The organism is Rhodococcus sp. MALMAid1271 (assembly GCF_049195265.1).
Lineage (GTDB): Bacteria > Actinomycetota > Actinomycetes > Mycobacteriales > Mycobacteriaceae > Rhodococcoides.
Map to the genome: position 1 here is coordinate 124,421 of NZ_JBMIRQ010000109.1, position 24,812 is coordinate 149,232.

The 24,812-nt window shown below is 65.5% G+C and carries 23 protein-coding genes; 21 read left to right on the plus strand and 2 right to left on the minus strand.

The window, feature by feature from the left end:
* Positions 1–5: 5 nt before the first annotated feature.
* Genes aroC through aroB form a run of 3 tightly spaced genes read left to right on the plus strand, consistent with a single transcriptional unit; the run spans position 6 to position 2,867 of the window.
* Positions 6–1,193, plus strand: a complete 1,188-nt coding sequence (aroC, locus tag ACOQFP_RS20535) for a chorismate synthase (RefSeq protein WP_421585369.1) — start codon at positions 6–8, stop codon at positions 1,191–1,193.
* The gene (locus tag ACOQFP_RS20540; protein ID WP_206488468.1) at positions 1,190–1,744 is read left to right on the plus strand and encodes a shikimate kinase; all 555 of its coding nucleotides are present in this window, start codon (positions 1,190–1,192) and stop codon (positions 1,742–1,744) included. Before aroC ends, ACOQFP_RS20540 begins: the two co-directional genes overlap by 4 nt.
* Positions 1,745–1,754: 10 nt before the next feature.
* On the plus strand, positions 1,755–2,867 hold the full coding sequence (gene aroB / locus ACOQFP_RS20545; protein WP_206488470.1) for a 3-dehydroquinate synthase: 1,113 nt from the start codon (positions 1,755–1,757) through the stop codon (positions 2,865–2,867).
* A gap of 90 nt (positions 2,868–2,957) precedes the next feature.
* On the opposite strand, the gene ACOQFP_RS20550 is transcribed toward aroB, so the two are convergent.
* On the minus strand, positions 2,958–3,614 hold the full coding sequence (locus ACOQFP_RS20550; protein WP_341243359.1) for a B-4DMT family transporter: 657 nt from the start codon (positions 3,612–3,614) through the stop codon (positions 2,958–2,960).
* Between the two features lie 107 nt (positions 3,615–3,721).
* Here ACOQFP_RS20550 and ACOQFP_RS20555 point away from each other — a divergent pair, with 107 nt between their 5' ends.
* From ACOQFP_RS20555 to ACOQFP_RS20635, 17 genes are all read left to right on the plus strand, one after another.
* Positions 3,722–4,825 (plus strand): M24 family metallopeptidase, encoded by a 1,104-nt coding sequence (locus tag ACOQFP_RS20555; protein WP_206488473.1) that lies wholly within the window; start codon positions 3,722–3,724, stop codon positions 4,823–4,825.
* 77 nt (positions 4,826–4,902) lie between these two features.
* Positions 4,903–5,466: an elongation factor P gene (gene efp / locus ACOQFP_RS20560; protein WP_206488475.1), complete on the plus strand. Its 564-nt coding sequence runs from the start codon at positions 4,903–4,905 to the stop codon at positions 5,464–5,466.
* A gap of 1 nt (position 5,467) precedes the next feature.
* Positions 5,468–6,022 carry a transcription antitermination factor NusB gene (gene nusB, locus ACOQFP_RS20565; protein WP_341243360.1) on the plus strand — a complete coding sequence of 185 codons (555 nt, stop codon included), beginning with the start codon at positions 5,468–5,470 and terminating at the stop codon, positions 6,020–6,022.
* A 138-nt stretch (positions 6,023–6,160) separates the two neighbouring features.
* Entirely contained in the window at positions 6,161–6,748 is a 588-nt protein-coding gene (gene pyrR / locus ACOQFP_RS20570) for a bifunctional pyr operon transcriptional regulator/uracil phosphoribosyltransferase PyrR (protein WP_421585370.1), read from the plus strand.
* Positions 6,745–7,725 carry an aspartate carbamoyltransferase catalytic subunit gene (locus tag ACOQFP_RS20575; RefSeq protein WP_206488479.1) on the plus strand — a complete coding sequence of 327 codons (981 nt, stop codon included), beginning with the start codon at positions 6,745–6,747 and terminating at the stop codon, positions 7,723–7,725. Before pyrR ends, ACOQFP_RS20575 begins: the two co-directional genes overlap by 4 nt.
* Entirely contained in the window at positions 7,722–9,038 is a 1,317-nt protein-coding gene (locus ACOQFP_RS20580; protein WP_206488481.1) for a dihydroorotase, read from the plus strand. The genes ACOQFP_RS20575 and ACOQFP_RS20580 overlap by 4 nt, the downstream gene beginning before the upstream one ends.
* A gap of 4 nt (positions 9,039–9,042) precedes the next feature.
* Positions 9,043–9,549, plus strand: a complete 507-nt coding sequence (locus ACOQFP_RS20585; RefSeq protein WP_421585371.1) for a transporter — start codon at positions 9,043–9,045, stop codon at positions 9,547–9,549.
* The gene (gene carA / locus ACOQFP_RS20590) at positions 9,546–10,676 is read left to right on the plus strand and encodes a glutamine-hydrolyzing carbamoyl-phosphate synthase small subunit (protein ID WP_421585372.1); all 1,131 of its coding nucleotides are present in this window, start codon (positions 9,546–9,548) and stop codon (positions 10,674–10,676) included. Before ACOQFP_RS20585 ends, carA begins: the two co-directional genes overlap by 4 nt.
* Positions 10,676–14,014 (plus strand): carbamoyl-phosphate synthase large subunit, encoded by a 3,339-nt coding sequence (gene carB, locus ACOQFP_RS20595; RefSeq protein ID WP_206488486.1) that lies wholly within the window; start codon positions 10,676–10,678, stop codon positions 14,012–14,014. Before carA ends, carB begins: the two co-directional genes overlap by 1 nt.
* A gap of 46 nt (positions 14,015–14,060) precedes the next feature.
* Positions 14,061–14,888 carry an orotidine-5'-phosphate decarboxylase gene (pyrF, locus tag ACOQFP_RS20600; protein WP_341243361.1) on the plus strand — a complete coding sequence of 276 codons (828 nt, stop codon included), beginning with the start codon at positions 14,061–14,063 and terminating at the stop codon, positions 14,886–14,888.
* Between the two features lie 209 nt (positions 14,889–15,097).
* Entirely contained in the window at positions 15,098–15,418 is a 321-nt protein-coding gene (mihF, locus tag ACOQFP_RS20605; protein WP_206488490.1) for an integration host factor, actinobacterial type, read from the plus strand.
* A 5-nt stretch (positions 15,419–15,423) separates the two neighbouring features.
* Positions 15,424–16,038 carry a guanylate kinase gene (gmk, locus tag ACOQFP_RS20610; protein ID WP_341243362.1) on the plus strand — a complete coding sequence of 205 codons (615 nt, stop codon included), beginning with the start codon at positions 15,424–15,426 and terminating at the stop codon, positions 16,036–16,038.
* Positions 16,039–16,110: 72 nt separating this feature from the next.
* Entirely contained in the window at positions 16,111–16,416 is a 306-nt protein-coding gene (rpoZ, locus tag ACOQFP_RS20615) for a DNA-directed RNA polymerase subunit omega (protein WP_008716576.1), read from the plus strand.
* A 23-nt stretch (positions 16,417–16,439) separates the two neighbouring features.
* Positions 16,440–17,693, plus strand: a complete 1,254-nt coding sequence (coaBC, locus tag ACOQFP_RS20620; protein ID WP_421585373.1) for a bifunctional phosphopantothenoylcysteine decarboxylase/phosphopantothenate--cysteine ligase CoaBC — start codon at positions 16,440–16,442, stop codon at positions 17,691–17,693.
* Positions 17,694–17,837: 144 nt separating this feature from the next.
* A complete protein-coding gene (gene metK / locus ACOQFP_RS20625) occupies positions 17,838–19,052 on the plus strand; it encodes a methionine adenosyltransferase (protein ID WP_206488497.1) in 1,215 nt (404 codons plus the stop codon).
* A gap of 150 nt (positions 19,053–19,202) precedes the next feature.
* Entirely contained in the window at positions 19,203–21,170 is a 1,968-nt protein-coding gene (locus tag ACOQFP_RS20630) for a primosomal protein N' (RefSeq protein WP_421585388.1), read from the plus strand.
* A gap of 80 nt (positions 21,171–21,250) precedes the next feature.
* Positions 21,251–22,102 (plus strand): cyclase family protein, encoded by an 852-nt coding sequence (locus tag ACOQFP_RS20635; protein WP_421585374.1) that lies wholly within the window; start codon positions 21,251–21,253, stop codon positions 22,100–22,102.
* Here the strand turns inward: ACOQFP_RS20635 and ACOQFP_RS20640 are convergent.
* Positions 22,018–23,727 carry a diguanylate cyclase domain-containing protein gene (locus tag ACOQFP_RS20640; protein ID WP_421585375.1) on the minus strand — a complete coding sequence of 570 codons (1,710 nt, stop codon included), beginning with the start codon at positions 23,725–23,727 and terminating at the stop codon, positions 22,018–22,020. The two genes, ACOQFP_RS20635 and ACOQFP_RS20640, sit on opposite strands and share 85 nt — an antisense overlap.
* A gap of 329 nt (positions 23,728–24,056) precedes the next feature.
* Here ACOQFP_RS20640 and ACOQFP_RS20645 point away from each other — a divergent pair, with 329 nt between their 5' ends.
* Positions 24,057–24,758, plus strand: coding sequence for a PadR family transcriptional regulator (locus ACOQFP_RS20645; RefSeq protein WP_421585389.1), 702 nt, complete (start codon positions 24,057–24,059; stop codon positions 24,756–24,758).
* Positions 24,759–24,812 lie beyond the last annotated feature (54 nt).

Consider the following 24,812-nt stretch of genomic DNA (forward strand, 5'->3'; position numbering starts at 1 on the left):
TTCGAGTGCTGCGCTGGATAACTGCCGGAGAATCCCACGGTCCCGCTCTCGTCGCCATTCTCGAAGGAATGGTCGCGGGAGTCGAGGTGACCTCGGACGATATTGCCTCCCAACTCGCTCGCCGTCGCCTCGGTTACGGACGAGGGGCCCGAATGAGGTTCGAGGCGGACAAGGTCACTCTCACCGGTGGTGTGCGGCACGGGCGCACGATGGGTGGGCCCGTGGCGATCGAGGTCGGCAATACCGAATGGCCCAAGTGGGAACAGGTCATGTCGGCCGATCCGGTCGACGAGGCCGTGCTCGCCGATCTGGCACGAAACTCGCCGTTGACCCGGCCACGCCCCGGGCACGCGGATTTCTCCGGGATGCTCAAGTACGGCTTCGACGATGCGCGGCCGGTGCTCGAAAGGGCCAGCGCGCGTGAGACCGCGGCCAGGGTCGCCATCGGAACGGTCGCTCGCCAGTTCCTGGCACAGGCGTTCGGCGTCCACATCGTGTCCCATGTGATTTCCATCGGTGCGTCCGATCCCTACGTGGGGCCGCCGCCGGCAACCGCCGATCTCGATGCGATCGATGCTTCGCCGGTCAGAGCGTTCGACACGGCCGCGGAAGAGTCGATGATCGCCGAGATCGAGGCCGCGAAGAAGGACGGCGACACTCTCGGTGGAGTCGTCGAGGTCGTCGTGCACGGCCTGCCCGTGGGTCTCGGGTCGTTCGTCTCCGGCGAGCGCAAACTCGACGCCAGGCTGGCCGCTGCGTTGATGGGTATTCAGGCGATCAAAGGTGTGGAGATCGGCGACGGCTTCGAGACCGCGCGTCGACGCGGCAGTGTCGCTCACGACGAGATGAAGCCGGGCCCCGACGGTGTCCTGCGATCGACCAACCGTGCAGGCGGCATCGAGGGCGGCATGACCAACGGTGAAGCCCTGCGGGTGCGGGCGGCGATGAAGCCCATCTCCACTGTGCCGCGCGCGCTGGCCACGGTCGACATGTCGACCGGCGACGAGGCGGTGGCGATTCATCAGCGCTCGGACGTCTGCGCTGTTCCTGCAGCCGGTGTCGTGGCCGAAACGATGGTCGCTCTGGTGCTCGCTCAGGCGGCGTTGGAGAAGTTCGGTGGGGATTCGCTGGCGGAGACGGTGAGCAATGTCGACCACTATGTGAAGGGCGCCGCCGCCCGACCTCCACGATGAGCCCCTACGCGGTCCTCGTCGGACCGCCGGGAGCAGGCAAGTCGACCATCGGTCGCAGGCTCGCGCAGGCGTTGAATCTCGAACTGTTGGACACCGATGTCGCCATCGAGCGAGACACGGGGCGGACGATAGCGGACATCTTCTCCCGCGACGGCGAGCCGGCATTTCGGCAGATCGAGGAGCGGGTCGTCGCGGAGGCGTTGGCCTCGCATCAGGGCATCGTGTCCCTCGGTGGCGGGGCCGTGTTGTCGGCCTCGACTCGTTCGCTGCTGTCCGAGCATACGGTCGTATATTTGGAAATCAGTGTGGCAGAGGGGCTTCGGCGAACGGGAGCCAACACGGCTCGGCCGCTGCTCGCAGGGCCGGATCACCGCGCCAAGTATCAGGAGCTGATGCGGCATCGCCGGCCGTTGTACCGCTCGGTGGCTACCGTGCGGGTGCGGACGGACAGTCGCAGTCCGGCCCGTGTGGTGGGCCAACTGGTCGCGAAGTTGGCCGCTCTCGCTCCTGTTCCCCTCGCTGATCCGAACGACGAAACCCCCAGTAGATGAAGGTGATTCGATGACCGAGCCAGTGCGTGTCCAGGTCGAGACGGCCAATCCGTACCCGGTGATCATCGGCCGAGGTCTGTTGACGGACCTCGTCGACGAGCTTGCCGATACCACCACGGTGGCGATCTTCTATCAGCCGCCATTGGCCGAGACTGCCGAAGCCGTTCGAGCAACGTTGGCAGAGAAAGGAATCGACGCTCACCGCGTAGAGATTCCGGATGCCGAGGACGGCAAGGACCTTGCCGTCGCGGGGTTCTGCTGGGAGGTTCTGGGGCGAATCGGCCTCACCCGCAGCGATGCGATCGTCAGTCTGGGCGGGGGAGCGGCAACGGATCTGGCGGGATTCGTGGCGGCGACGTGGATGCGCGGAGTGCGAATCGTGCACGTCCCGACGACCCTGCTCGCCATGGTCGACGCAGCTGTCGGCGGCAAGACGGGCATCAATACCGACGCGGGCAAGAACCTCGTCGGGTCCTTCCACGAGCCTGCTGCCGTGATGATCGATCTGGCGACGCTCGAAACGGTGCCGAAGAACGAGATCGTCTCCGGGCTGGCCGAGGTGATCAAGACCGGATTCATTGCCGATCCGACAATTCTCGACATCATCGAGGCCGATCCCGCCGCTGCCCTCGATCCGACCGGTGACGTACTGCCGGAGCTGATTCGGCGTTCGGTGGAGGTCAAGGCAAAGGTCGTGGCTGCGGATCTGCGCGAGTCGAGCCTGCGTGAGATTCTCAACTACGGTCACACCCTCGCGCACGCCATCGAGCGGCGCGAGCAGTACCGCTGGCGTCACGGCGCGGCGGTATCGGTCGGTCTGGTGTTCGCGGCCGAGCTCGGACGCCTGGCGGGTCGTCTGGACGACGCCACCGCGGATCGGCACCGCTCCATTCTCGAATCGGTCGGCCTGCCGGTGACCTATGACGAACACGCATTCGGTGACCTGCTCGCGGGGATGCAGAAGGACAAGAAGAACCGTGCCGGTCTGCTGCGGTTCGTGGTCCTGGACGGTCTGGCCAAGCCCGGGCGGCTCGAAGGTCCGGATCCGGCCCTGCTCGTCGCTGCGTTCTCCGCGGTCGGGCGAGAGGCCCCCGCGGCGGGCGGTTCGGCGATCCTGCTGTAGTTGCCGCTGTCCGGCTCGCGCGGATACGAAAACGGGCGGTGACCGACGCAGTGCGCGTCGGTCACCGCCCGTAGCTTTCAGCGGTGGCGGTCAGGACCCGTCGGTGCCGCCTCGACGCTCGCCGCGCTTGTCCAGGCGAGGCTTGCCGTCGGCGTCCACGGCCGAGAACACTTCGGTGTCGGCATCGCTGTGCTCGGCAGCCCACTGGGGTTCGGCGTCGCTCGTCCCGGTGTCGCCGCCGGACTCGGCGTGGCCACTGTTGCCCGCGTTGACCAGTTGGCGTTCGCGTGTGCGCTCGGAATCGGACGCGGCCAGCTTCTTGTTGGCTTCGCGGTTGACGATCAATCGACCCACGAACACGGCCACGCTTGCGGCGATGAAAATGGTGAGGATCGTGAACGCAGCTCCGGAGGTGAGCTCGAAGAGCAGGCCGTTCTGGCCGAGGCTGAAGTCGACGACGAAATCGGCGATCCAGCTGAGGAGACCGCTGAGAAGTCCACCGACCACTGCGGCTTTGAGCCAGAGCATCGTCAGGTCTTCACCGTCGTCCGGGTCCGGATGCTTGCGACGATCGCGTACGCCGTCGATGCCGGCCCACACGATGATCACGAGCAGCACGAGGGCGTAACCCACCCATCGCAGTGCAGATCCGCTCAGCGGCCACGCCGACACTGCCGCCCCCAGCAGCAGTCGAACGACAAAGTTCGTCAAACCCATACCTATGCCACGCACTACCCACCCTGTCATGCGCCACAGCATATCCGCACTCGCCGATTTGTGTGTCAGGGACCACACGGCGTCGGTCCTGTGCAGCCGGGCGCGAGCAACTGACTGTGAGCAGTAATCTCGGAGCCATGACTGCCGATTTCGGTGCCCGTCGCGGTGCCCTACGAGAACTGTTGGCCGCCGATGGCCTCGATTCGATGTTGATCACCGATCTGCTCAATGTCCGATATCTGACGGGCTTCACCGGCTCCAACGCTGCTTTGCTCGTCGCGTCGGCCGATACGGCCGGGGCCGAGGACTCGACAGTGATCTGCACCGACGGTCGATACGTCACGCAGGTGGCCGAACAGGTACCGGATCTGCGTGCCGAGATCGACCGGGCCTCGGCGGTACATCTGCTGCGTTCGGGCGTCTCGGGTGTCGGTGGTCGAGTGGGATTCGAGAGTCACGTGGTCACCGTCGACGCCCATCGAGCATGGTCCGAACTCGATGGTGGTGTCGAGTTGGTGCGCGCGCCGGGCGTCGTGGAGTCGTTGCGGATGGTCAAGGACGAGTTCGAGGTGGGGTTGCTCAGGGACGCCTGCCGGGCGGCGGACGAGGCGCTGGCGCAGCTGATCGCAGGGGGCGGAATTCGGGCCGGCCGGACCGAACGGGAGGTGGCGCGCGATCTGGAATCGTCGATGCTCGATCACGGTGCGGACGCGATCTCCTTCGAGACCATCGTGGCGGCCGGGGCCAACTCGGCGGTTCCGCATCATCGCCCCACGGACGCGGTGTTGGCGGACGGCGATTTCGTCAAGCTCGATTTCGGCGCGCTGGTCGGTGGATATCACTCGGACATGACTCGGACGTTCGTCATCGGTACTCCGGCACAGTGGCAGCGTGATCTCTACGAGCTCGTGCAGCAGTCGCAGACTGCCGGACGAGAGGCGCTGACTCCTGGTGTGAGTACCGCTGCGGTCGATGCGGCGTCACGTTCGGTGATCGAGAATGCGGGCTACGGCGAGTACTTCCTCCACGGCCTCGGTCACGGTGTCGGCCTGGAAATCCACGAAGCGCCGGGAATCGCGAAGACGAGCACCGGTACACTGCTCTGCGGTGCAGCGGTCACCGTCGAGCCAGGTGTCTACTTCTCCGGCCGCGGCGGCGTTCGGATCGAGGACACACTCGTCGTTCGCGACGAGGGTCCGGAACTGCTCACCCTGACAAGCAAGGAACTCACGTCCGTCTAGCGCGCGAGCGGGAGCGAATCCAAGCACGTGGCCGACGGCGCGTCACGCGCACAACCGATTGAGGAGACGCGAAGCAAGTGGCTTCCACCAGCGATTTCAAGAACGGACTGGTTCTCAACCTGGAGAACCAGCTGTGGTCGATCATCGAATTTCAGCACGTCAAGCCCGGCAAGGGACCCGCGTTCGTGCGGACCAAGCTCAAGAACGTGCTCTCGGGCAAGGTCGTCGACAAGACGTTCAACGCGGGTGTGAAGGTCGACACCGCGACTGTCGACCGCCGCGATATGACGTACCTGTACCACGACGGTAGCGACTACGTGTTCATGGACGCCGACACCTACGACCAGCTCGCCATCGGTGAGGCCACCGTCGGTGACGGCGCGCGCTTCCTGCTCGAGAACCTGCGGGTTCAGGTCGCCATGCACGAGGGCGTCCCGCTGTACGTCGAACTGCCGGTGACCGTCGAGCTGGAGGTCAAGCACACCGATCCCGGTCTGCAGGGCGACCGTTCCACCGGAGGAACCAAGCCGGCGACACTCGAGACCGGAGCCGAGATCTCGGTGCCGCTGTTCATCAACACCGGTGACAAGCTCAAGGTCGACTCGCGTGACGGAAACTACCTCGGGCGTGTGAACTCCTAACGTGTCATCGAAGAAGTCGACCTCCTCCGCCGCGCAGAACGGTGCCCCGGGCGCGAAGAAGCTGGGCGCGCGCCACAAGGCCCGCAAGCGTGCGGTGGACTTTCTGTTCGAGGCGGAGGCGCGCAACGTAGACCCGGTGAACCTGACCGCCGAGCGCATCGAACTCGCACGCCGTGACGAGACGATCGCTCCCGTCAGTGATTACACCTCGACCCTGGTCGAGGGTGTCGCCGAGAATCTCGATCGACTCGACGGCGTGATCGCCGATCACCTCAAGGACTGGACTCTCACCCGCCTGCCCGCGGTCGACAGGGCCATCCTTCGCGTGGCGGTGTGGGAGTTGTTCCACGCCACCGATGTGCCACCGGTGGTCGCAGTGGACGAGGCCGTCGAGCTGGCCAAACAGCTGTCCACCGATGATTCGCCCGGGTTCGTCAACGGCGTGCTGGGTCAGATCGTCCTGGTCGCGCCGCAGGTACGCGCCGCGGCCGCGGCGGTCTCGAGCCGTCCGCAGTCCGATGCGTCCGGTGAAACACAGGTCGATACCGAGCAGTGATCGGAACGCCGAGGCTCGTGTGACCGAACGCTCTGCGAGCCTGCTGGTCATGGTTCGCAGAGCGTTGCTAGGCTCTACGCAGTTCTGTCAGACATCCTTTAACGATCCGTCCAGAGAGGCGGAGAAGGAGGTCGTAGTTTGCCTGCGCCCGAACGCCCTTCCGTGGACCCCGCAGTTCGCGAATTGCTGTCCCCGGCCGACGTGGGACGAACCATCTCTCGCATGGCTCATCAGATCATCGAGAAGACTGCGCTGGACGGTCCCGACTCACCGCGGGTGGTGCTGCTCGGCATTCCCACCCGCGGTACCACGCTTGCGGAGCGTCTCGCAGACCGCATCGAGGCGTTCTCCGGAGTGCGGCCCCCGCTCGGTTCGCTCGACATCACCTTGTACCGCGACGATCTGCGTAACAAGCCGCACCGTCCGCTCGAGCGCACCTCGGTGCCGACCGGCGGTGTCGACGACGCCTTGGTAGTGCTGGTCGACGACGTGTTGTTCTCGGGCCGGACGGTCCGCTCCGCGCTCGATGCCCTTCGGGATCTCGGTCGTCCCCGCGCAGTGCAACTGGCGGTGTTGATCGACCGGGGGCACCGTGAGCTGCCCCTACGTGCGGACTACGTCGGTAAGAACGTCCCGACCGCGCGCACCGAGGACGTATCGGTACTGTTCTCCGAGCACGACGGCCGCGATGGCGTCAGCCTGTCCGAGGGAGGACGGGGCCGATGAAGCATCTGCTCTCGGTCGCCGATCTCACCGTCGAATCGGCCACCGAACTCCTCGACGAGGCGGAACGCTTCGAGCAGGCGTTGCTGGGCCGAGAGGTCAAGAAGCTGCCGACACTGCGCGGGCGCACGATCATGACGGTGTTCTTCGAGAACTCGACTCGAACCCGAGTGTCCTTCGAGGTCGCAGGTAAGTGGATGAGCGCCGACGTCATCAACGTCAGCGCCAGCAGCTCGTCGGTGTCGAAGGGCGAGTCACTCCGCGACACCGCGATGACGCTGCGCGCCGCCGGTGCCGATGCGCTCATCGTCAGGCACCCCGCCTCCGGTGCCGCACACCAGATCGCTCACTGGACCTCGAATCAGGGCACCGGCGTCGACGGTCGTCCCGCGGAAGCCGTTCCTGGCGGCGGACCTGCGGTGATCAACGCCGGTGACGGCACTCACGAACACCCGACCCAGGCCTTGCTCGACGCCTTGACGCTGCGTCAACGGCTGGGGGACATCGCAGGCCGTCGAGTGGCGATCGTCGGCGACATCCTGCACAGCCGGGTGGCGCGCTCCAACGCGATCCTGCTGGCCAAGCTCGGTGCAGAGGTCGTGCTGATCGCACCACCGACTCTGCTGCCCATCGGCGTGGCCGGCTGGCCGGTGCGGGTCTCGCACGACATCGATGCAGAACTGCCCGGTCTCGACGCGGTGCTGATGCTCCGAGTGCAGGCCGAGCGCATGAACGGCGGTTTCTTCCCCTCCGCGCGTGAGTACTCGATCACGTACGGGCTCTCGCAGCGCCGACTCGAACTGCTGCCCGAGCATGCCGTCGTACTGCACCCGGGTCCGATGCTCCGCGGGATGGAGATTGCGTCCTCGGTGGCCGATTCTCCGAAAACTGCAGTTCTGCAACAGGTTACGAATGGAGTTCACGTGCGGATGGCGGTGCTGTTCCGATTGCTGGTCGGTTCGGACGGGGGTACGTCGTGAACGCGCCTACGAACTCCGTCCTGCTCCGCGGCGTGCTGCTGTACGGCGAGGGCCCCGAAACCGATGTCCTGATCACCGGAGAAGAGATCGCTGGAATCGGTTCGGACCTCGACGAGGACGGAGCCGAGATCGTCGATGCTCGCGGCCAGATTCTGCTCCCCGGATTCGTCGACATGCACACGCATCTGCGCGAGCCCGGGCGTGAGGACACCGAAACCATCGAATCAGGCTCGGCAGCAGCAGCTCTCGGTGGCTACACCGCGGTGTTCGCGATGGCGAACACCGACCCGGTCGCCGATTCGGTGGTCGTGACCGATCACGTCTGGCGGCGCGGACAGGAAGTCGGTCTCGTCGACGTCCACCCCGTCGGCGCGATCACCGTCGGCTTGAAAGGCAAGCAACTCGCCGAGATGGCCACGATGGCCGCGGGAATCGGCCGAGTGAAGATGTTCTCCGACGACGGACACTGCGTCGACGACCCGCTCATCATGCGCCGAGCATTGGAGTACTCCAGTGCGCTCGGCGTACTCGTCGCTCAGCATGCCGAGGAACCGAGGTTGACCGTCGGTGCCGTCGCCCACGAGGGTCCGAACGCGGCGCGGCTCGGACTGGCAGGCTGGCCGCGGGCGGCCGAGGAATCGATCGTCGCGCGCGATGCGTTGCTCGCCCGCGATGCAGGCGCGCGGGTGCACATCTGTCACGCCTCCACCGCAGGCACCGTCGAGCTGATGAAATGGGCTCGTGCGCAAGGCATTTCGATCACCGCCGAGGTCACTCCGCATCACCTCCTGCTGGACGACTCGCGCCTGGAAACCTACGACGCGATCAACAAGGTGAACCCTCCGCTGCGCGAGAAATCCGATGTCGAGGCCCTGCGCAAGGGCTTGGCCGACGGCGTGATCGACTGTGTGGCAACCGATCATGCTCCACATGCCGAGCAGGACAAATGCTGTGAATTCTCGGTGGCCCGACCCGGAATGCTGGGACTCGAAACTGCACTGTCCATCGTGGTCGACACCATGGTGAGACCTGGATTGCTCGATTGGCGCGGCGTGGCGCGAGTGATGAGCGAGCGCCCGGCCGAGATCGTCGGATTATCGGACCAGGGCCGGCCCATCGAGATCGGTGAAATCGCCAATCTGACAGTGGTGGACCCGGAATCCAGTTGGACCGTGTCCGGCAAGAACCTCGCCAGCGTCGCGCACAACACGCCGTTCGAGGACATGAGCTTCTCCGCGAAGGTGACCACCACCGTGCTCCGCGGCCGTATCACCGTCCGCGGCGGAGCCGTGGCGAGCAGAGCAGGGGAGTAGCGCCGTGGACCGAGTTCTCATCGTCATCGGTTTCGTTCTGTTCTGGGCGCTGATGATCGCGCTCGTCTTGTGGGGTTGGCGGGGACGGCAGAAGCGTCAGGAAGGGCTGATCGGCGAGTTCCCGGCTGTGCCCGAGGATCTCGGTGCCACCCACATCGAGCCCGCCACGGGTCTCTACGTCGGCAGCACGATCGCGCCCAGCTGGCAGGACCGTATCGCCGTCGGTGATATCGGTCATCGCGCCACCGGCGAGCTGTCCCGACACGAGAAGGGAATCCTCCTCGATCGAGACGGCGAATCGCCCATCTGGATTCCGACGGAATCGATCCGCGCGATCCGCACCGAACGCGGGCTCGCAGGCAAGGTCATGACGAAGGACGGGCTGCTGGTCATTCGCTGGGAGCTGCCGACGGGTACCGAGATAGACAGCGGCTTTCGGGCCGACGACAAGCAGATCTACCCGGTGTGGACAGCGAGTGCCACCGGAGAAACCAAGGAGGAAACCGCGTGAGCAGCGCAGTTCTTGTTCTGGAGGACGGCCGGACGTTTCGCGGCACCACTTTCGGAGCCCAGGGGCGCACGCTCGGTGAGGCCGTGTTCTGCACCGGAATGACCGGCTACCAGGAAACGCTCACCGACCCGAGCTATCACCGGCAGATCGTGGTCGCGACAGCGCCGCAGATCGGCAACACCGGCTGGAACCAGGAAGACGGTGAGGCGGCCAGCGCCCAGGATCCGAACAAGATCTGGGTCGCCGGATACGTCGTTCGCGATCCCGCTCGCCGCACGTCGAGCTGGCGTTCGACCGGAACGCTCCAGGACCAGCTCGAGGCACAGAATGTCGTGGGTATCGCGGGCATAGACACTCGCGCCCTGGTGCGGCATCTGCGTACCCGCGGCTCGATGCGCGCAGGAGTGTTCTCGGGCGATGCGCTCGGAACCTCCGAGGAGATGCTCGAGCAGGTACTCGGCCAGCCGTCGATGCTCGGGGCGGATCTCGCCGGTGAAGTGACCACCGGTGCCGGATACACCATCGAGCCGACCGGGGACGCTCGATTCACCGTCGTCGCCGTCGACCTCGGGATCAAGACCAACACGCCGCGGATGTTCGCCGAGCGCGGCATCCGCGTGCACGTGGTTCCCGCGAACACCAGCATCGATCAGGTACTCGAGCTGAACCCGGACGGGGTGTTCTTGTCGAACGGCCCGGGCGACCCGGCCACGGCAGACAGCAGCGTCGCGCTGACCAGGCACATCCTCGAACGTGAGCTGCCGCTCTTCGGCATTTGCTTCGGCAACCAGATATTCGGGCGGGCACTGGGCCGGGGGACCTACAAGATGAAGTTCGGCCACCGAGGCATGAACATTCCGGTGATCGAGCACACCACCGGCCGGATCGCCATCACCGCACAGAACCACGGGTTCGCTCTGGAAGGCGACGCGGGCGAGGAGTTCGACACCGATTTCGGTCGAGCCCGGATCTCGCACACGTGCGCCAACGACGGCACCGTCGAGGGCGTCGAGCTGATCAGCGGTCGCGCCTTCTCCGTGCAGTACCACCCCGAGGCCGCGGCAGGCCCACACGACGCCGCCTACCTCTTCGACCGTTTCACCAGCGTCCTTCAGGAGAGCAAGTAATGCCACGCCGTACAGACCTGAACCACGTCCTGGTCATCGGATCCGGCCCGATCGTCATCGGTCAGGCCTGCGAGTTCGACTACTCCGGCACCCAGGCCTGCCGAGTGTTGCGCGAGGAAGGACTTCGCGTCAGCCTCGTCAATTCCAACCCGGCAACGATCATGACCGATCCCGAGTTCGCCGACGCCACCTACGTCGAGCCGATCACGGCGGAGTTCATCGAGAAGATCTTCGTCCGTGAGGCCGAACAGGGCCACCCGATCCAGGCTGTGCTCGCCACGCTGGGTGGACAGACGGCACTCAACGCCGCTGTCGCGCTGCACGATCAGGGCATTCTCACCAAGTTCGGCGTAGAGCTGATCGGTGCCGATTTCGACGCGATCCAGCGGGGCGAGGACCGGCAGAAGTTCAAGGACATCGTGGCCAAGGTCGGTGGAGAATCCGCCAAGTCGGCCGTCTGCTACACGATGGACGAGGTTCGCAGCACCGTCGCCGAGCTCGGGTTCCCGGTCGTGGTTCGTCCGTCGTTCACCATGGGCGGTCTCGGGTCGGGGCTGGCCTACGACGACGAGGATCTGACTCGGATCGCAGGCGGCGGACTCGCCGCCTCGCCCTCGGCGAACGTCCTCATCGAGGAGTCGATCCTCGGGTGGAAGGAGTACGAACTCGAGCTCATGCGCGATGGCCGCGACAACGTGGTGATCGTGTGTTCCATCGAGAACGTCGATCCGGTCGGCGTCCACACGGGCGACTCGGTGACCGTCGCTCCGGCCATGACACTGACCGACCGTGAATACCAGAAGATGCGGGATCTCTCGATCGACATCCTGCGCGAGGTGGGCGTCGATACCGGCGGCTGCAACATCCAGTTCGCGATGGACCCGTCCGACGGCCGACTCGTCGTCATCGAAATGAACCCGCGCGTGTCGCGGTCCTCGGCGCTGGCGTCGAAGGCAACCGGATACCCCATCGCGAAGATGGCCGCCAAGCTCGCCATCGGCTACACCCTCGACGAGATCGTCAACGACATCACCCGGGAGACCCCGGCGTGCTTCGAGCCGACGCTGGACTACGTGGTCGTCAAGGCGCCGCGGTTCGCGTTCGAGAAGTTCCCCGGTGCCGACGGTACGCTGACCACGACGATGAAGTCCGTCGGCGAGGCGATGTCCATCGGCCGCAACTTCACCGAGGCCTTCGGCAAGGTGATGCGCTCGCTGGAAACCAAGCGCGCCGGTTACTGGACGGGTTCGGACGTGGAGGCGGACAGCCTGGAAGCGCTGCTGAAAGACCTGTCGGTTCCGCAGGACGGTCGGATGTACGGAATCGAGAAGGCGTTCGCACTCGGTGCCACCCTCGAGCAACTGTTCGAGGCGACCAAGATCGACCCGTGGTTCCTCGATCAGTTCCAGCAGATCCACGAACTCGGCGTGCAGGTCCGCGAAGCCGCAGAGTTCGACGAAGAACTGCTGCGTCAGGCGAAGTATCACGGCCTGTCCGACCGCCAGATCGCGGCTCTGCGTCCCGAACTGGGTGGTGAGGACGGTGTACGTGCGCTGCGCGACGAACTCGGTGTGCATCCCGTCTACAAGACGGTCGACACCTGCGCCGCCGAGTTCGAGGCCAAGACGCCGTACCACTACGGCACCTACGAGCTCGACCCGGAAGCCGAATCCGAGGTCGCCCCGCAACCGGACCGGCCGAAGGTACTGATCCTGGGCTCCGGTCCCAATCGCATCGGACAGGGCATCGAGTTCGACTACAGCTGCGTGCATGCGGCTCTGACGCTGTCCGAGGCCGGCTACGAGACGGTGATGGTCAACTGCAACCCCGAAACCGTCTCCACCGACTACGACACCGCCGATCGCCTGTACTTCGAGCCGCTCACTTTCGAGGACGTGTACGAGGTGTACCGGGCCGAGGCGGCATCGGGCACGGTGCGGGGCGTCATCGTCCAGCTCGGTGGGCAGACCCCGCTCGGCCTGGCGAAGCGACTGAAGGCGGCAGGCGTACCGATCGTCGGAACCTCGCCCGAAGCAATCGATCTCGCCGAGGATCGCGGTGAATTCGGCAAGGTGCTCGACGCGGCCGGACTACCGGCAGCGAAGTACGGCACCGCGACGACATTCGACGGAGCTCGTGAGATCGCCGCGGGTATCGGCTACCCGGTGCTGGTGCGGCCGTCCTACGTGCTCGGCGGGCGCGGCATGGAGATCGTCTACGACGAGGCGTCCCTGGCGACGTACATCTCCAACGCGACCGAGATATCGGACGACCGACCGGTGTTGGTCGACCGCTTCCTCGAGGATGCGGTCGAGATCGACGTCGACGCACTGTGCGACGGCACCGAGGTGTACATCGGCGGCATCATGGAACACATCGAGGAGGCCGGTATCCACTCCGGTGACTCCGCATGTGCACTCCCTCCCATCACCCTCGGCAAGACCGACCTCGAGAATGTGCGGCGATCCACCGAAGCCCTCGCGAAGGGAATCGGAGTGCAGGGTCTGCTGAACGTGCAGTACGCGCTCAAGGACGACATTCTGTATGTCCTCGAGGCCAATCCGCGTGCGAGCCGCACGGTACCGTTCGTCTCCAAGGCCACCGCGGTTCAGCTTGCCAAGGCCTGTGCACGGGTGATGCTGGGGGAGAGCATCGCCGAGCTGCGGACCGCAGGCATCCTGCCGGAGTCCGGTGACGGCGGCACGGTGCCTGCCGGTGCACCGATCGCCGTCAAGGAAGCGGTGTTGCCGTTCAACCGATTCCGGCGTGCGGACGGAACCGGGGTCGACACGCTGCTCAGCCCGGAGATGAAGTCCACCGGTGAGGTGATGGGCATCGATTTCGACTTCGGTACTGCTTTCGCCAAGAGCCAGACCGCAGCGTACGGATCGCTGCCGTCCGGCGGCGCGGTATTCGTCTCGGTCGCGAACAAGGACAAGCGGTCGCTGATCTTCCCGGTCAAACGACTCGCCGATCTGGGCTTCACCGTTCTGGCGACCGAAGGTACTGCAGATGTGTTGCGGCGCAACGGAATCAAGTGTGAACAGGTGTACAAGCAGTCCGGCGAGGACGTGCCGAGCGGCGAGCGGACCATCGTCGAGCGCATCCTGGCCGGTGACGTCGCCATGGTGATCAACACTCCGTACGGCAACTCGGGCCCCCGCGTCGACGGATACGAGATTCGTAGCGCAGCGGTGGCGCAGAACATCCCGTGCATCACCACGGTGCAGGGCGCGTCGGCTGCCGTGCAGGGAATCGAGGCCGCGATCGCAGGCGGAATCGGAGTGCGTTCGCTGCAGGACCTGCACGCGGGTCTGAAGGAGGGGTTGGGAGCCTGAGGCGGGTTGTCCGAGTCGACCGAGAGTCCGAGGAGCTGGGAGCGGTATGAGTGATCACAGTTGGTCGAACCGGTTGCGTTCGGCGGTGCGGGCGCGCGGACGGCTGTGCGTCGGCATCGATCCCCACCCCGCATTGCTCGAAGCCTGGGAGCTACCTGCCTCGGCAGACGGTCTCGAGGTGTTCGCCGAATTGTGCGTCGAGGCGTTCGTCGGCGAGGTTGCGATCGTCAAGCCGCAGGTGGCGTTCTTCGAGGCTTTCGGTGCTGCCGGCTACGGGGTGCTCGAGCGCACGGTCAGTGTGCTGCGGGACGCGGGCACGTTGGTGATCGCCGATGCCAAGCGCGGCGATATCGGCACCACGATGGATGCCTATGCCAGGGCCTGGCTGGAGCCGTCGTCGCCGCTGTCCTCCGACGCGGTCACGGTCTCGCCGTACCTCGGCTTCGATTCGCTGGGGGAGACCGTCGAGCGAGCGGTACGCCATGACCGCGGACTGTTCGTTCTCGCCCGGACCTCGAACGGGGAGGGGGCAGGGTTGCAGCAGGCCACGACGCCGCACGGCGTATCGGTGGCTCAGTCGATCGTCGACTCCGCCGCCGCGTGCAACCGCGTCGACGCGGACACCGTGGGACTGGTCGTCGGGGCCACTCGAGATCACGGTCTCGATCTGTCGGGATTCACCGGTCCTGTGCTCGCTCCCGGGCTCGGGGCGCAGGGGGCGACGGTGACCGATCTCGCGGAGATATTCCGCGACTGTCGAGACCTGTTGCTACCCAACTCTTCGCGTGGAGTCCTGGCCGCCGGCCCATCGGTGACGGCACTACGCGACGCGGCGCGAGTGCTACGCGACGAGGTCGAAGCCGCTCTCGCCTAGTCGACCTCGCCTGCCTCCGGCAGTGCGGGGGTGGGTTAGCGGTCGACGCCGGTCGTCGGTACGGTCGCTAACGCTGCCGACGAACACGGTGGACTCCCTCGCCGCCTACCCGGTGGTCGGAGCCGCGTCGGTGAAACACACCAGATCGGCGCGCAGAAGATCGATCCGATACGCCGGATCGCCCGAACGAGAAGACGGAGGAACCGACAGTGGCCCTTCCCCAGTTGACCCCGGAGCAGCGCGCGGCTGCCCTCGAGAAGGCAGCTATCGCACGCAAGGCTCGTGCCGAGCTCAAAGAGCGTCTCAAGCGTGGCGGCACCGACCTCAAGCAGGTGCTCACCGATGCCGAGACGGATGAGATTCTCGGCAAGATGAAGGTCTCCGCCCTGCTGGAGGCGCTGCCGAAGGTGGGCAAGGTCAAAGCTGCCGAATTGATGACGGAATTGGAGATTGCGCCTACCCGTCGACTTCGTGGTCTCGGAGATCGGCAGCGCAAAGCGCTGTTGGCGAAGTTCGATTTCGAGGCCTGACGACTGTGAGCAGTGACACCGCGGCCGCACCTGTTCCGTCGACGGCGCGGGGTCGATTGGTGGTGCTGTCCGGGCCCTCGGGCGTCGGCAAGTCCAGTGTCGTTCGACTCGTTCGCGCGGCATTGCCCGATCTCGTCTTCAGCGTGTCGGTCACGACGCGCTCGCCGCGCCCGGGCGAGATCGACGGTCAGGACTACCACTTCGTGTCTGCGGAGGAGTTCGACCGGATGATCGCCGACGGTGAGCTGCTCGAGTGGGCGAGCATTCACGGTGGCCTGCAGCGTTCCGGGACTCCGACCGCGCCTGTCGATGCCGCTCTCGACGCGGGAAGTCCGGTGTTGCTCGAACTCGATCTGGCCGGGGCCCGTGCAGTGCGCGTGTCCAAGCCCGAGGCGCTGCTGGTGTTCATGGCTCCGCCGACGTGGGAAGATCTCGTCTCTCGACTGGTCGGGCGAGCGACCGAGGAAAGCGCTGCCACCGAGCGGCGGCTGGAAACTGCGCGTGTCGAATTGGCCGCACAGGACGAGTTCGACACGGTGGTTGTCAATACCGATGTCGACCACTCGTGCGAACAGTTGGTATCCTTGTTGGTCGGTAGGTCGTCGGTCGGCACAAGCTGACCATTCCCACGGCGCACGAGGCCTAGACCAGCTAGTTCGTAGTATCAACGATGCAATTTCAGGAGATCATCAGTGAGCAGCACTTCAGCGGCCGTTTCCGATTTCGACGGACGCAGCGCTCTGCCGGCCTACGACACGCCGCTCGGCATCACCAATCCGCCCATCGACGAATTGCTCGCCCGCACGTCGTCCAAGTACGCCTTGGTGATCTACGCAGCCAAGCGTGCGCGTCAGATCAACGACTACTACAACCAGCTCGGTGACGGCATCCTCGAGTACGTCGGACCGCTCGTCGAGCCGGGTCTTCAGGAGAAGCCGCTGTCGATCGCTCTTCGCGAGATCCACGCTGATCTGCTCGAGCACACCGAAGGCGAATAAGAACCCCACAGAGGACACCTGACTTGCGCGTTGTCGTCGGAGTCGGCGGAGGTATCGCCGCCTACAAGAGTTGTTCACTCATCCGTAGCTTCACTGAGAGCGGGCACCAGGTTCGAGTGGTTCCGACGTCGTCGGCCCTCGAATTCGTCGGGCGTGCCACGTTCGAGGCGCTGTCCGGACAGCCGGTCCACACCGGCGTCTTCGCCGACGTACCAGAGGTCCCGCATGTCCGTCTCGGCCAAGAGGCGGACCTGGTGGTGGTGGCACCGGCCACTGCCGATCTGATGGCTCGGATCGCGGGCGGTCGCGCTGACGACCTGCTCACGGCAACTCTGCTGACCGCGCGGTGCCCGGTGATCCTCGCACCGGCGATGCACACCGAGATGTGGGAGCATCCCGCCACGGTCTCCAATGTCGCCACCCTTCGAGGGCGCGGCACGCACGTGCTCGAACCGGCCTCCGGGCGGCTGACCGGACGCGACACCGGTTCGGGACGGCTGCCGGAGCCTGCCGAGATCTTCGCGCTGTCGATGCTGCTGACCGAACGCGCGGACGCACTACCGCGCGATCTCGACGGTCGGCACGTGCTCGTATCCGCCGGCGGAACTCGCGAGCCACTCGACCCGGTGCGTTTTCTCGGCAATCGCAGTTCCGGCAAACAGGGCTACGCGCTCGCGCGAGTAGCCGCCCAGCGCGGGGCCCGCGTGACTCTGGTCGCGGGCTACACCAGCGACCTCGACGCCCCGGCCTCGGTCGATGTGGTGCAGGTCAAGACCGCATCGGACATGCGGGACGCCGTTCGTAAGCACTCGGTCGGTGCCGATGCCGTGGTCATGGCGGCCGCCGTCGCGGACTTCCGCCCGGAGTCGATCGCGGTCAACAAGATCAAGAAGGGGTCGAACGAACCGTCATCGATTCCGTTGACCCGCAACGACGACATCCTGGCAGGGCTCGTTTCTGCTCGTCACGACGGCGAACTTTCGCCCTCGACCGTCATCGTCGGATTCGCCGCCGAGACAGGCGATGCGGACGGTGATGTACTGACGTACGCGCGGGCCAAGCTCGAGCGAAAGGGCTGCGACCTGCTCGTGGTCAACGCGGTGGGGGACGGCCGAGCGTTCGAGGTCGATCACAACGACGGGTGGTTGCTCGGCTCGGACGGTTCCGAGTCCGCGTTGGGTGAGGGTTCGAAGGCTCTCCTGGCAAGCCGCGTGCTCGATTCCGTGGCTCAGATGCTCGATGCCCGCAGTCCTCGAGCAACGTCGGGTCCGCGATGACGGCGCGGGTGTTCGAGCGATGTCGCCGGTAGGTTTGCCAGGTTCGGTCCTGGGCGATGTACACCGAGGGAATGTCCAATTCAGTTGAGTGCTCGGCCGACGTGATGCGTCGGGTCGGCAGGAACATGCGTCGAGAGGAAGTCCGTGAGCACGTCCGGAAGTCGGCTTTTCACCAGTGAGTCCGTTACAGAAGGTCATCCCGACAAGATCTGCGACGCCATCAGCGATTCGATTCTCGACGCTCTGCTGGCGGAGGATCCGCGAGCCCGGGTCGCCGTGGAGACGTTGGTCACCACCGGTCAGGTGCATGTCGCGGGTGAGGTCAACACCACCGCGTACGCGGACATCCCGAGGATCGTGCGCGAGAAGGTACTCGAGATCGGCTACGACTCGTCGGCCAAGGGCTTCGACGGGAACTCGTGCGGAGTGAACGTCGCTATCGGTGCACAGTCTCCGGAAATTGCTCAGGGCGTTGACAATTCGCACGAATCGCGGGTCGAGGGACTGTCGGAGGACGAGATCGACCGCCAAGGCGCGGGCGACCAGGGGTTGATGTTCGGCTATGCCAACACCGACACACCCGAACTGATGCCGTTGCCGATCGCATTGGCGCATCGGCTCGCTCGTCGGCTGACCGAGGTTCGCAAGGACGGCGTACTGCCGTACCTGCGCCCGGACGGCAAGACTCAGGTCACCATCGAGTACGAGGGCGACGATGCTGTCCGTCTCGACACCGTGGTGATCTCCAGTCAGCATGCCGCCGACATCGATCTCGACAACCTACTGACGCCGGATATTCGCGAGAAGGTGCTGGGGTCCGTTCTCGCGGAGTTGAACGTGCCGACGCTGGATACCTCGGACGTGCGGTTGCTGGTCAATCCCACCGGAAAATTCGTCCTCGGTGGGCCTATGGGTGATGCCGGACTGACCGGCCGCAAGATCATCGTCGACACCTACGGCGGTATGGCGCGGCACGGCGGTGGCGCATTCTCCGGTAAGGACCCGTCCAAGGTCGATCGCAGCGCGGCGTACGCGATGCGGTGGGTTGCCAAGAATGCTGTTGCTGCCGGGTTGGCCGATCGAATCGAGGTCCAGGTCGCGTACGCGATCGGGAAGGCGGCACCGGTCGGGCTGTTCGTCGAGACCTTCGGCACCGAGAAGACCGATCCGGTCCGGATCCGAGCTGCGATCAGCGAGGTGTTCGACTTGCGTCCCGGTGCGATCATTCGTGATCTGGATCTGCTGCGTCCGATCTACGCTCCTACGGCCGCGTACGGTCACTTCGGCCGCACCGACATCGATCTGCCGTGGGAGTCCACCGATCGCGCGGACAAGCTTCGGGACGCTGCGGGCCTGTAAGCACGTCGACGACCGTCCTGCACGTACTCTGCACGCACGGCGCAGTGTGCTCGCGTGCCGAGTCCCGTCGGGGCGAGTCGAGGAGGAGGTGTGGTGGCGTTCGCAGGACGGGTGGCGGCGTCGGATCTACCGATCGCCCGCATTCTCCCGATGTTGCCCCTGCCACATCTCGACCGCGAGTTCGACTACCTCGTGCCGGAAGAGTTCAGTGGTGACGCGCAGCCCGGTGTCCGGGTTCGTGTGCGGTTCGCGGGCCGGCTGGTCGACGGCTTCTTGCTGTCCCGGCTCGCCGAAACCGAACATTCCGGCAAGCTCGGATGGCTCGATCGTGTGGTGTCCCCGGAGCGGGTGCTGACTCCGGAGATCGCCGAGCTCGCCGGAGCGGTGGCCGATCGCTACGCCGGAACGCGCGCGGACGTGCTGCGCCTGGCGGTCCCGGCCCGCCATGCCCGGGTCGAAGCGGAGGTCACACCCGTTGTCGAGACCCCGAACGACGCTGCCGTCGACCGTGCTGCGTGGTCCGCATACATCCACGGCTCGAATTTCCTCGATGCCCTGGCATCCGGTCGCGTTCCGCGCGCTGTATGGCAGGCACTGCCCGGGGAGCAGTGGTCGGTTCGGTTGGCCGAAATGGCGGCCGTCACGGTGGCGAGCGGTCGCTCTGCGGTGCTGTTGGTTCCCGATCAGCGCGATCTGGACCGCCTGGAGACGGCATGCACGGCATTGCTCGGCAGCGAGCGGGTAGTGGCCCTGTCTGCCGGACTGGGCCCGGCGAAGCGTTACCGGCAATGGTTGCGATGCCTTCGGTCGGTACCGGTGGTCGTGGTGGGAACCCGCAGTGCGGTATTCGCTCCGGTGTCCTCGATCGGCATGATCGCGATCTGGGACGACGGCGACGACAGTTTTGCCGAGCCACGCTCTCCGTATCCGCATGCACGCGAGGTGGCTCTCCTCCGAGCGCACGTGTCCGAGGCGGCAATGGTGATCGGAGGGCATTCACGCACTGCGGAGGCCGAAGCACTCGTCGATTCCGGTTGGGCCCACGATCTCGTCGCTCCACGTGAGCTGATTCGACAACGTCAACCACACGTGGTGGCTCTTGCCGATTCGGATCACGCCCTCGCACGGGATCCGGCCGCGCGCGTTGCGAGACTGCCGGCAATCGCCTTCGAGGCGGCGCGAGCGGCGTTGAAAGCGGATGCCCCCGTACTGGTTCAGGTTCCCCGCGCCGGCTACGTGCCGTCGCTGGCGTGCGCCAAGTGTCGTAATCCGGCACGGTGTCGGCGCTGCAACGGTCCGCTGGCTCTGCCGTCGGCCGCCGACGGCGACGGGGCGGGGAGCCCGACGTGTTCATGGTGCGGAATCGCGGACGCGGCCCATCGATGCACGGTGTGCGGATCCCGCAATCTCCGTGCAGTGGTGATCGGGGCAGGCCGAACGGCCGAGGAACTGGGACGGGCGTTTCCCGGCGTGCCGGTGCACAATTCGGGCGGCGCGGCCGTGCTGGACTCCGTGAAGTCCGGTCCTGCGTTGGTGGTCTCGACGGTCGGTGCCGAGCCGACCGTCGAGGGTGGTTACGGGGCTGCGTTACTGCTCGACGGCTGGGCCTTGCTCGGTCGTGCCGACCTACGCGCTGCCGAGGAGGCCTTGCGTCGGTGGATGACGGCAGCAGCGATGGTGAGACCTGGAGCCATCGGTGGCCGGGTGGTGGTCGTTGCGGAGTCGGAGATACCGACAGTGCAGGCTCTGGTCCGCTGGGACCCGCTGTGGCATGCGCGAAGTCAATTGGACGAGCGCGTAGAGGTGCGCTTTCCGCCGGCCGTTCACGTCGCCGCGATCGATGGCACCACCGAGGCGATCACTGCACTGGTGGACACTGCCGAACTTCCGGAGGCAGTGGAGATTCTCGGACCCGTGGATCTACCGGACGGGCAGCGGGCACCGGCAGGCGGCGGCGAGGACACGCTTCCCGGTGATGTACAGAGATTGCTGATTCGCGTACCGCGCAGCACTGGGGCTGCCCTCGCGCGAGCGCTCGCCACCGCGCAGGCATCGCGAAGCGCGAAGAAGCTCGGTGGCGGAGTGCGGGTGCAGATCGATCCGATTCGTATCGGATGATGCTGCGGTCGCGGCTCCACGTGGCCTAGGGTTTCGTCGGGGTGGCGCACACGGCGCCGACGAGAGGTGGGATCGGCGAGATGAAGAGAAGGCAGCTCTTTCGGCGTGCGACAACAGGTTTGGCTGTATTGATCGGGGCACGGCTGGTAGCACCGGAGACCGCCGGAGCATTGCCGGGTACGGGTTCGGCGCAACCCGCGAGGCCTACGGTTCCACTCGACCGCTTGGTGCAGATCGTGTCGCTGTCACATATCAACGATCCAGAGTTCACCCCGATCTTTCCCGGCGATCCCGAGTTCTCGCTCGAGACCGCATTCACCGTGGCCGAGGACGGCTTCTACCTTCAATATGTCAAAGAGGGGGAGCACACCGGTACGCATTGGGGAGCACCCGCGCACTTTCGGGAGGGTGGACTGACCGCCGACCAACTCGATCCCGAGGATCTGTTTCTGCCGGCGGTGAAGATCGATATTCGTGATCGAGCGGCGACCGATCCCGATTACGCCATCACGGTGGCGGATCTGCAGAATTGGGAGAAGAGCAACGGGCCGATTCCGCCTGGCTCTGCCGTCATCGCGTGGACCGGGTGGGCGTCGCGCTGGGGTACCGACGCCTACGCCAACGCGGATTCGGACGGCGTGACCCACCAGCCCGGTTTCTCTGCCGAGGCCGCGCAATGGCTGATAGACACCGGCAAACTCGGCGAGCGAGGTGCGCTCGGCACCGATACCTTCGGTCCGGATCTGGGAAACGACGAGACGTATCCGGTATCGGTCAAGCTCTACGATCGGCGTCGAATCAGCCTCGAGAATCTGACGAATCTGGAGGCCATTCCGACCACCGGTGCCTACGTTCTGGTCGGCGGAACGATCAACCGGGACGGGTCCGGTTCCCCTGCAACGATTTTCGGACTGGTACCCCGCATACCCTGATCGAGGAGGTTCGGTACCTCGCTGAGAATGCCCGAGGAGTCGTAGGCGTAGATGCCGGCTTTGCCCCCGTGTTTGGCCCGGTACATCGCGCGATCGGCCAATCGCATCAGCTCGTCCTCCTCGACGTCGTCGATGCGATGGGGTTTCGAGTAGGGGGTGCCGTCGTCGTTCGTCTCGCACCGGCCGATCTGCACCACGCCCACGCACGCGCCGACCGCCACGGGCCGACCGTCGATGACGTGTGGGGAACGCAACGCCGACGCAATCCGTACAGCCGTCGCGTGCCCGGTCTCGAGGTCCACGCGAACCAGGACGGTGAATTCGTCCCCTCCGTAGCGGGCCACGACCCCGTCGACGACACATCGTTCGAGGCGGCGCGCGAGCTCGATCAACAGCTGGTCGCCGCCGGCGTGGCCGAATCGGTCGTTGACGCTCTTGAAGTCGTCGAGGTCGATCAGCAGCAGAACGGCCTGCCCTCGTCCGGCTCGGACGTCGGCCACTGTCGATCGAAGGTGTTCGTCGAAGGACGACCGGTTGAGCAGGCCGGTGAGCCCGTCATGGTGTGCTCGGTGCGAGAGTTCCGCCTGCGCCCGAGACAGGCTGCGGAGCAGATTGTCGTGCTGGATCAAAGTGATCATCTGGCGAACGAGCGCGAGGAGCACCACTGCCGAGCCGACGACGATGACGGGGGAGTCCAGTTCGCCGGTGTGCACCCAGACGAACGCCAGGACCACTCCGATCACGCCCATGAGTGCGTACGGCAGCAGCAGTTGCGTTCGTTCGACGGCAGCGGACTTCGGTGGTAGCTGCGCAGTGGATGTCGTGCCGGTGGTCGAGCGGTCGGCATCGATCGTGCTGGGGGTGGCAGCCGCGAGTGCGATGAGTGCAGTGCCCGCGATGAATCCACTGTCGGTCAATACCGGCATCATGTCCGCTCCGACGGCGACGAGATAGGCATAGATGCTGTCGGAGACCGCCATCATCGAAATGCCCGAGCCGAGCAGGGCGAGCTGCGTCCGGTACCGCGCGGAGGTCCTGGAGATGGTCGCGAGCAGCACGATCATGGCCACCAGAACCAGATCGGTGATGGGGTACATGATCGCCACGAGGAACTCGAGTGAGTGCGATCGCGTCGATCGCACGGTGGCTCCGAGTGCGGTCGCCCACGACAGCACGAACAGGGAACCGACGATGATGGCACCGTCGAGCAGCGACATCGACCAGAGGTGTCGGGTACCGGCCGCGGCGCGCCGCGGCGAGAGGCCTGTGAACGCAAGCAAGGCGGGAACGGCGAACACGGGAAACAGAAAGAAGCCGACGTCTGCGACGGATGTGGTGGGTAGAGGTGTGTTCAGAGCGGATCGGTAGAACGCCCATACCGCCATCCCCGCGCTCCAGCAGGCCATTCCTGCGGCCATCGATACTCGCCAGTGCCGTTCGGAACCCGTTCTTCGGGACGCTGTCCGCCAGCACACGACGGTGGCGGTGACACCGCCCGCCAGTTGCGCGATGTCATCGATCAGAACCGAAGTGCGGTGGCCGAGGACGCCGGTCCCAGCCACCAGGACGACCGACAGCACGCAGCCGAGTACGACGGCGACGCGTCGAATCGGTGGTCCGGTCATCGGCCCTCCTCCTTCGTCTGCGGACACCGGCGATCCGGCCGCTGAATTCGGTTCGCCCGATATCGGCAGTTACAGATCGCGCCATCCTAACGAGAGGCGGCGGTGGGCGAGGGATTCCGCGGATGCGGGTGCGGACTGTTCGTCCCGATACCTTGTCAAAGTTCTATTGCCGATATATCGTCGACTTGTCGAACGATAAGAAGGAGAACGACATGAAGTACGCATTCGAAGGATTCGCACACGAATTCGGCCGTCGGGGAGGACCCCACATGCGGGGCTTCGCACCCGATGCAGGCGGTCGCGCTCGTCCACATGGTGCGCCGTTTCAGATGTGGGCGGCGCAGACCGACGAGCACGGAAATCCGGACGACGGCCATCGAGATCGCGGCCGAGGGAAGAGGGGTGAACGAGGTAGGCGTGGTGCCGGTGGTCCGATGGGGCGAGGTCGCATACAGGGTGGTTTCGGGGCCGGTGGTTTCGGACCCGGTGGTTTCGGGCCACATGCAGATTTCGGCCGGGGTCGAGGTCGCGGCGGGCGAGGTCGACGTGGTGATGTGCGCGCGGCGATTCTGCTACTGCTCGAGGACCGTCCGATGCACGGATACGAACTGATCCAGCAGATCGCCGAGAAGAGCGATGGCACGTGGAAGCCCAGTCCTGGTTCGATCTATCCGGCACTGGCCCAACTCGAGGACGAGGGTCTGGTGTCCATCGACAAGGTTGCCGGACGCAAAACCGCGGCACTGACCGGCGAGGGGCGCGAGTTCGTCGACGCCAATCGCGGCGACCTGGGCAGTCCATGGGACGACGTTGCAGATTCCATCGGAGTGGACGCCCGAGACCTGCGTGGACTCATCGGCCAGTTGATGGGAGCGGCAGGGCAGGTCGCAAGCGTCGGGACCGCCCGGCAAGTGGAGCGGGCCGCGGAGATCTTGACCGATGCCCGTCGGTCGCTGTACCGCGTTCTTGCGGAGGACGACACCCCGGATCGAGGATCGACGGACGCTGTGTCCGATCCCGACGCAACGTGATCGCCAGGTGCGGAATCGCCTGTTGCAGTCCCGACTCCCTAGGATGAACCACTG